General features: G+C 66.8%; 5 protein-coding genes, 2 rRNA genes and 1 pseudogene (1 of these 8 running past the window's edge). 4 read left to right on the top strand and 4 right to left on the bottom strand.

All coding sequences use genetic code 11. The features are described 5' to 3' along the window. From AB5J55_RS16790 to AB5J55_RS16775, 4 genes and pseudogenes are all read left to right on the top strand, one after another. Window positions 1-1,862 (top strand): 23S ribosomal RNA (locus AB5J55_RS16790) (it extends 1,260 nt beyond the left edge of the window). Between the two features lie 94 nt (window positions 1,863-1,956). Continuing rightward, window positions 1,957-2,073 (top strand): 5S ribosomal RNA (gene rrf / locus AB5J55_RS16785). Between the two features lie 178 nt (window positions 2,074-2,251). Further along, window positions 2,252-2,590: a hypothetical protein gene (locus tag AB5J55_RS16780; protein WP_369169807.1), complete on the top strand. Its 339-nt coding sequence runs from the start codon at window positions 2,252-2,254 to the stop codon at window positions 2,588-2,590. A 7-nt stretch (window positions 2,591-2,597) separates the two neighbouring features. Further along, window positions 2,598-3,014: pseudogene (locus tag AB5J55_RS16775) on the top strand (transposase). On the opposite strand, the gene AB5J55_RS16770 reads toward AB5J55_RS16775, so the two are convergent. The 4 genes from AB5J55_RS16770 to AB5J55_RS16755 are packed head-to-tail and all read right to left on the bottom strand — an operon-like array spanning window position 3,011 to window position 7,240. After that, window positions 3,011-4,321, bottom strand: coding sequence for a DUF58 domain-containing protein (locus AB5J55_RS16770; RefSeq protein WP_369271457.1), 1,311 nt, complete (start codon window positions 4,319-4,321; stop codon window positions 3,011-3,013). The pseudogene AB5J55_RS16775 and the gene AB5J55_RS16770 sit on opposite strands and share 4 nt — an antisense overlap. Continuing rightward, entirely contained in the window at window positions 4,321-5,310 is a 990-nt protein-coding gene (locus AB5J55_RS16765; protein ID WP_369276206.1) for an AAA family ATPase, read from the bottom strand. Before AB5J55_RS16765 ends, AB5J55_RS16770 begins: the two co-directional genes overlap by 1 nt. After that, complete coding sequence (locus tag AB5J55_RS16760; protein WP_369271456.1) at window positions 5,310-6,518, bottom strand: DUF4350 domain-containing protein; 1,209 nt, start codon at window positions 6,516-6,518, stop codon at window positions 5,310-5,312. Before AB5J55_RS16760 ends, AB5J55_RS16765 begins: the two co-directional genes overlap by 1 nt. Continuing rightward, window positions 6,515-7,240 carry a DUF4129 domain-containing protein gene (locus AB5J55_RS16755; protein ID WP_369271455.1) on the bottom strand — a complete coding sequence of 242 codons (726 nt, stop codon included), beginning with the start codon at window positions 7,238-7,240 and terminating at the stop codon, window positions 6,515-6,517. The genes AB5J55_RS16760 and AB5J55_RS16755 overlap by 4 nt, the downstream gene beginning before the upstream one ends. Window positions 7,241-7,242 lie beyond the last annotated feature (2 nt).

Below are 7,242 nucleotides of genomic sequence, written 5' to 3'. Positions count from 1 at the left end.
TCGTGTCATTGCGATATGTACCCCCAACGGGGATCGTGATGGGTAGGGGAGCGTCGTGTGCCGGGTGAAGCAGCACCGGAAGGTAGTTGTGGACGGTTCACGAGTGAGAATGCAGGCATGAGTAGCGATTCACACGTGAGAAACGTGTGCGCCGATTGACTAAGGGTTCCTGGGTCAAGCTGATCTGCCCAGGGTAAGTCGGGACCTAAGGCGAGGCCGACAGGCGTAGTCGATGGATAACCGGTTGATATTCCGGTACCCGCTGTGAAGCGTCAAACATTGAATCGGGCGATGCTAAGTCCGTGAAGCCGCCCTGGAGCCTTCGGGCAAAGGGGAGTGGTGGAGCCGACGGACCAGACCTGTAGTAGGTGAGTGATGGGGTGACGCAGGAAGGTAGTCCATCCCGGGCGGTGGTTGTCCCGGGGTAAGGGTGTAGCCCGAGTGGTAGGTAAATCCGCCATTCATACAGGGTGAGACCTGATGCCGAGCCGATTGTGGTGAAGTGGATGATCCTATGCTGTCGAGAAAAGCCTCTAGCGAGTTTCATGGCGGCCCGTACCCTAAACCGACTCAGGTGGTCAGGTAGAGAATACCGAGGCGTTCGGGTGAACTATGGTTAAGGAACTCGGCAAAATGCCCCCGTAACTTCGGGAGAAGGGGGGCCACGCTTGGTGAGAGGACTTGCTCCTCGAGCTGGGGGTGGCCGCAGAGACCAGCGAGAAGCGACTGTTTACTAAAAACACAGGTCCGTGCGAAGCCGTAAGGCGATGTATACGGACTGACGCCTGCCCGGTGCTGGAACGTTAAGGGGACCGGTTAGTCAGGATTCGTCCTGGCGAAGCTGAGAACTTAAGCGCCAGTAAACGGCGGTGGTAACTATAACCATCCTAAGGTAGCGAAATTCCTTGTCGGGTAAGTTCCGACCTGCACGAATGGCGTAACGACTTCTCGACTGTCTCAACCATAGGCCCGGTGAAATTGCACTACGAGTAAAGATGCTCGTTTCGCGCAGCAGGACGGAAAGACCCCGGGACCTTTACTACAGTTTGATATTGGTGTTCGGTTCGGCTTGTGTAGGATAGGTGGGAGACTTTGAAGCGGGCACGCCAGTGTTCGTGGAGTCGCCGTTGAAATACCACTCTGGTCGTGCTGGATGTCTAACCTGGGTCCGTGATCCGGATCAGGGACAGTGTCTGATGGGTAGTTTAACTGGGGCGGTTGCCTCCTAAAGAGTAACGGAGGCGCCCAAAGGTTCCCTCAGCCTGGTTGGCAATCAGGTGTTGAGTGTAAGTGCACAAGGGAGCTTGACTGTGAGACCGACGGGTCGAGCAGGGACGAAAGTCGGGACTAGTGATCCGGCGGTGGCTTGTGGAAGCGCCGTCGCTCAACGGATAAAAGGTACCCCGGGGATAACAGGCTGATCTTCCCCAAGAGTCCATATCGACGGGATGGTTTGGCACCTCGATGTCGGCTCGTCGCATCCTGGGGCTGGAGTCGGTCCCAAGGGTTGGGCTGTTCGCCCATTAAAGCGGTACGCGAGCTGGGTTTAGAACGTCGTGAGACAGTTCGGTCCCTATCCGCTGCGCGCGCAGGAATATTGAGAAGGGCTGTCCCTAGTACGAGAGGACCGGGACGGACGAACCTCTGGTGTGCCAGTTGTTCTGCCAAGGGCATGGCTGGTTGGCTACGTTCGGGAGGGATAACCGCTGAAAGCATCTAAGCGGGAAGCCTGCTTCGAGATGAGTATTCCCACCCACTTGATGGGGTAAGGCTCCCAGTAGACGACTGGGTTGATAGGCCGGATCTGGAAGCACGGTAACGTGTGGAGGTGACCGGTACTAATAGGCCGAGGGCTTGTCCTCAGTTGCTCGCGTCCACTGTGTTGGTTCTGAAACCACGAACAGCCCCATGCCAGGCCACGGTATGGTGCGGCATGGTTCGACAGTTTCATAGTGTTTCGGTGGTTATAGCGTGAGGGAAACGCCCGGTTATATTCCGAACCCGGAAGCTAAGCCTTACAGCGCCGATGGTACTGCAGGGGGGACCCTGTGGGAGAGTAGGACGCCGCCGAACTCCTTTTAGAGAAAGCCCCCGGCCGGGGATACCGGCACGGGGGCTTTCTGCATTTCAGGGTCGCGCGCTGATTAAAAGCTGTCCCGCAAATGGTCGCCGGCGGGGCGCGCGGCGGCACCAGGTGCTGAGGCCGGATACTCGTGAGACTCCGACGTGGCAGCTGTGGCAGCCTGCGGACATGCCAGAGCTGCGCGTTCATGCAGGCCGCCACTACGCCATCCAGTTCCACTACGCCTTGCCGGACGACGCCTGGTGTGTGGAGCTGAGCGAGGCCGTCCCGGCGCCGACTGCGTGGGCTGAGATTCCCAACGCAGAGACGCACTTGCCTGGAGCTGCCTTCGTGGTTGCGGTGATACCCGACGAGGACCCGCGCCTGGAGCCGACCGTCCACATCCACAGCCGCGACGAGCACGTCATCCCCTACGAGATCATGCGCTGGTTCATGGAGCAGGTAGCCGAGCAGGTTGAAAGCTGCCGCCGCACGTTCGAGCAGGGAGCACCTGAAGCAGTGGAATGATCACGCAGTGACTGGTGTGATCACGGCGTCGGGTCCTTCCTGGATGGCCCCGTTCAGCGGACTGAGCCCGCGGCAGTTCGGCTAGCTGATCACCGCGTTACGGCGTAAGAGCACTGACCCCGTTCGCGAGGGTCGGCCATGAAGCCTGCCGCTGGAGGATCGGGTCCTGCTGGCTCTGCAACAGCGCAAGCGGTTCCGCAAGGACACCGTGCTCATTGTGGACGGCACCCTGGTGCCCACTCGCGATCACACCATCGCCGAGCAGTCGAAGAACTACCGTTACGCGACCAACCACCAGGTTGTCATCGACGCCGACTCCCGACTCGTCGTCGCCGTCGGCAGGCCCCTGACCGGCGACCGCAACGACTGCAAGGCGGGGCGCTCCGTAGGTAGGAGAGCTCCCCATTCCCCTGTTTACGTTTAGAGGCGTCCCGCCGTTTTGAGGGCCAGATACGCGTCTGCCAGTGCCGGCGCGAGTTCTTCTGGTGTCGCGTCGACGACGACGACGCTGTGACGGCGGAGTTGTTCTGCCGTGCGGTGGCGATCGCTTTGGGCCTGGGCGGCGGCTGCGGCCTCGTATACGGCGTCTGTGTTTCCGCGTGCGGTTGCCATGCGCGCGATGTGGGGGTCCGCTACTGATGCCAGCAGAACTGTGTGGCGCTGGGTGAGTTGGGACAGCACCGGGAGCAGGCCCTCTTCGATGGGGGCCGCGTCGAGGGTCGTGAGCAGCACGATCAGGGAGTGGCGGGGCGCCGTACGGAGAGCCGTGGCTGTCAGGCCTCGGGCGTCCGTTTCGATCAGCTCGGGTTCCAGTGTGGCCATCGCGTTGACCAGGGAGGGGAGGACGTCTCCTGCGCTGCGGCCCTGGACGAGGGCTCGTACTCGGCGGTCGTAGGCGAGGAGGTCCACGCGGTCGCCGGCGCGGGAGGCGAGGGCGGCCAGGAGCAGTGCCGCGTCCATGGAGGCGTCCAGGCGGGGAGCGTCGCCGACGCGGCCTGCTGAGGTTCGGCCGGTGTCCAGGACGAGGAGGATGTGGCGGTCGCGTTCGGGGCGCCACGTGCGCACGGCGACCGTGGATTGGCGGGCTGTGGCGCGCCAGTCGATGGAGCGGGTGTCGTCACCGGGGACGTACTCGCGCAGGCTGTCGAATTCTGTGCCCTCGCCGCGGGTGAGCACGCTGGTGCGGCCGTCGAGTTCGCGCAGGCGGCCCAGTTTGGAGGGGAGGTGCTTGCGGCTTGTGAACGGGGGGAGGACCCGTACCGTCCAGGGGATGTTGTGGGTGCCCTGGCGGGAGAAGAGGCGGAGAGGCCCGTAGGAGCGGATTGTCACGCGGTCGCTCTGGCGGTCGCCGCGGCGGGTGGGGCGCAGGCGGGTGGTGATGCGGCGGCGTTCGCCTGCGGGGACCGTCACGCGGTGGCGGGAGGCTGCTACCTCCGTGCCCGGCTGCCAGCTGCTGGGGGGCCAGGCGTCGCGGAGGTGGGCGCGGAGGGGGCGGTTGGACGGGTTGGTGATCGTCAGGGTGACGTCGGCCGTTTCGCCAAGCCGTACGGAGGTGTCGCCGGAGCGGGTCAGGCCCAGGCGGCGTACGGGTGCGGCCAGCGCGAAGTCGCAGGCGCAGGCCGCTACCAGGGGGGCGTTGACCGCGAGGATGCCCGTCCAGCTGGGGTCCCAGATGCCTACGGGGAGGGAGCCCAGGGCCGCGAGGAGTGCGGCTCGTCCGGTGAGTGCCATCAGCGTGGGACGGGGACGTGGGTGAGGATCGCGTTGATCACGGAGTCGGCTGTGACGCCTTCCATCTCGGCCTCCGGGCGGAGTTGTACGCGGTGGCGGAGGGTGGGCAGGGCCAAGGCCTTCACGTCGTCGGGGATGACGTAGTCGCGGCCTGTGAGCCATGCCCACGCGCGGGCGGTGGCCAGGAGGGCTGTGGCGCCGCGGGGGGAGACTCCGAGGGTGAGGGAGGGGGATTCTCGGGTGGCTCGGCAGATGTCGACCACGTAGGCCGTGATCTCGGGGGAGACCGTCGTCTTGGCCACGGCAGCGCGTGCCGCTTCCAGGTCTGCCGGGCCCGCTACGGGGCGTACGCCGGCGCCGCGCAGGTCGCGCGGGTTGAAGCCCTCGGCGTGGCGGGTGAGGACGTCGATCTCGTCCTGGCGGGAGGGGAGCGGGATCGTGAGCTTGAGGAGGAAACGGTCCAGCTGGGCTTCGGGGAGGGGATACGTGCCCTCGTACTCCACCGGGTTCTGCGTGGCTGCGACCAGGAACGGGTCGGGGAGCGGGCGGGGGGTTCCGTCGACGGTGACCTGGCGTTCCTCCATGGCCTCCAGCAGGGACGACTGGGTCTTCGGCGGGGTGCGGTTGATCTCGTCGGCGAGGAGGAGGTTGGTGAAGACCGGGCCGGGCTGGAAGGAGAACTCGGCGGAGCGGGTGTCGTAGACGAGGGAGCCCGTCACGTCGCTCGGCATGAGGTCGGGGGTGAACTGGACGCGCTTGGTGTCGAGTTCGAGTGCTGAGGCGAGGGCGCGTACGAGGAGGGTCTTGGCGACGCCGGGGACGCCTTCGAGGAGGACGTGGCCGCGGCACAGGAGTGCGACGACGAGGCCGGTCACGGCGGGGTCCTGGCCGACCACGGCTTTGGCGATCTCGGTGCGCAGGGCTTCCAGGGAGGCGCGGGCGGTGCCCGCATCCCCGGTGGTCCCGGCGTTGTCAGTGGTCGGGTCCATCATGGACGGCGTACCTCTCTTTCGAGGGCGTCGAGTTGGTCGGCGAGGGCGATGAGTGCTGCGTCGTCGCTGGGCGGCGGGCCGAAAAGGAGGGTGTGCAGGGTCTGTCCGTCTCCGTGGTGGTGGAGGTGGGCGGACAGGGCGGGGAGCAGGGCCTCGGGCGTGTGCGCCTGAGTGACGGGGACACCTACGAGGGGGGCGAGGCGCGTGCGGGTGGTGGAGCGAAGAGCGGCGGCCGCGCGGTCGCGGGCGTTCGCCTTGCGGTAGAGGCGGGCGCGGCCTTCGACGGTTTCGGAGGCGCGGATCGCCACGGGGAGTTTTTCGGGCACGAGGGGGCCGAGTCGGCGTGCCCGCCAGAGGGCCGCCAGGGCTGCGGCGATGAAGAGCTGCAGTGTGCCCCAGAGCCAGCCCGCGGGGAGCAGGTCGAGGAAGCTGCGTTCGTCGTCCGTGTCGGCGGCCGACGTGTCGGAGAGCGAGGGGAGGTACCAGACCAAATGGGGGCGGGAGCCGAGGAGTTGGAGGGCGAGTGAGGCGTTGCCCTGCTCGTCGAGACGGTCGTTGCTCAGGATGTCGGGCGCGCCGAGGACGACCGTGTCGCCGGTGCCGTCCCCGGTGGAGTCCGGGATGCGCAGCAGGGTGGCGAGGCGTTCGCTCGGGTAGCACTCGTCGGCGTCGAGGTGGGTGGTGGTGTAGCGGACACCGCCCAGGTCGGCGGTGCCCGCGCGCTGGGCGGCGGGCAGGGAGCAGTCGGGGGAGAGCTCCGAGTCGAGGCTGGTGGCGGGGTCTGCGGTGACGCCGGGGACGAGCCGTTCGACGGACCAGCTGCCGGGGGCGACGAGTACGGTGCGGCCGCCGGAGCCGGCGGTCGACGAGCGCAGCCAGGTCTGTTGACGGTGCGTCAGCAGGTCGGGGGAGGCGACCAGGAGGGTGGTGTCCGGGGCGGCTGCGGCGCGTGCGTCGTCCAGGGTGGTGACCACGCGCGTGTCCACGCCGCGGTCGGCGAGGAGTTCGGCGACGGCCCGGCTGCCTTTGGGGTCGGCGGAGCGTGGGTCGAGGGTGCCGTGCCGGGAGTCGGAGCGGATCGTGGCGATCACGACGGCCGCCACGAGCAGGACCACGACGGCGAGGGCGACGCCTCGCGCGCGGGTCCACACCTGGCGTGCGGTGGGCGAGGCCGAGGTGGACGGGAGTGTGGCCTCGGTGGTCATTCGGCGGCTCCCTGGCGGGCGTTGGGGGCCTTACTGGGGGTGCTGCCGGCGAGTTGTGGCTTGCTGTTCTCCAGGTCGCGGTCGAGTTCCGCGATGCGCTGGTACGCCTGCCGGGTCGCGGTCCTGCCGCCGTACGTCACGTCGTCGAAGTCCCGTGCGGCGGCGCGCAGTCGGTCCGTGTGGGCGGGCAGTGAGCGGCCTGCTTCGGCGGCGGCCTCGTCCGCGGTGCGGCCGGGGCGTACGTCGAGAAGTGCGCGCTCCTCGAGGGAGCGGACGATGGCGCGCATGCGTTCCTGGACGGCCTGGTTCCAGTGGCCCTGGACTGCGTGTGCCTCGGCGGCGGCCCGGTGTTCGGCGGCGCTTCGGGGGCGGTCGTCGAACAGGGCTGCGGAGGAGGTGGGTTGGCGGCGCGGGGTGCCCAGGCGCCACCACAGGGCGCCGAGGACCGCGACGACGACCAGGATGACGACGACCAGGCCGAGCGGTCCCCCGGGCGTCACGGTCGAGGCGCTGTTGAACAAGTCCGCGACCCAGTTCCAGAAGGCGTCCAGGGCCCGCTGGAACCAGCTGGGTTCGTTCTCGTGGTACATCTGCTTGGACAGCTCGCGACGGGCCGCCTCCCGCGCGGGATCGCGCGGGATCGTCAGTGGTGGCTCGTCGTCCGAGCGTGCCGTCAGTGACAGTGCCGACGCTGTTGTGAGAACTCCCCCCGCCAGGCTCACCG

It is taken from the genome of Streptomyces sp. R11 (genome assembly GCF_041051905.1).
Taxonomy (GTDB): domain Bacteria; phylum Actinomycetota; class Actinomycetes; order Streptomycetales; family Streptomycetaceae; genus Streptomyces.
Note: the sequence above shows the minus strand (reverse complement) of the source record. Positions and strands in the feature narration are given on the sequence as shown.

What these genes read in the sequence shown, in the direction of transcription:
- AB5J55_RS16780 (WP_369169807.1), top strand. Translation starts at nt 2,252, where the DNA reads ATGCCAGAGCTGCGCGTTCATGCAGGCCGCCACTACGCCATCCAGTTC.
- AB5J55_RS16770 (WP_369271457.1), bottom strand. Translation starts at nt 4,321, where the DNA reads ATGGCACTCACCGGACGAGCCGCACTCCTCGCGGCCCTGGGCTCCCTC.
- AB5J55_RS16765 (WP_369276206.1), bottom strand. Translation starts at nt 5,310, where the DNA reads ATGGACCCGACCACTGACAACGCCGGGACCACCGGGGATGCGGGCACC.
- AB5J55_RS16760 (WP_369271456.1), bottom strand. Translation starts at nt 6,518, where the DNA reads ATGACCACCGAGGCCACACTCCCGTCCACCTCGGCCTCGCCCACCGCA.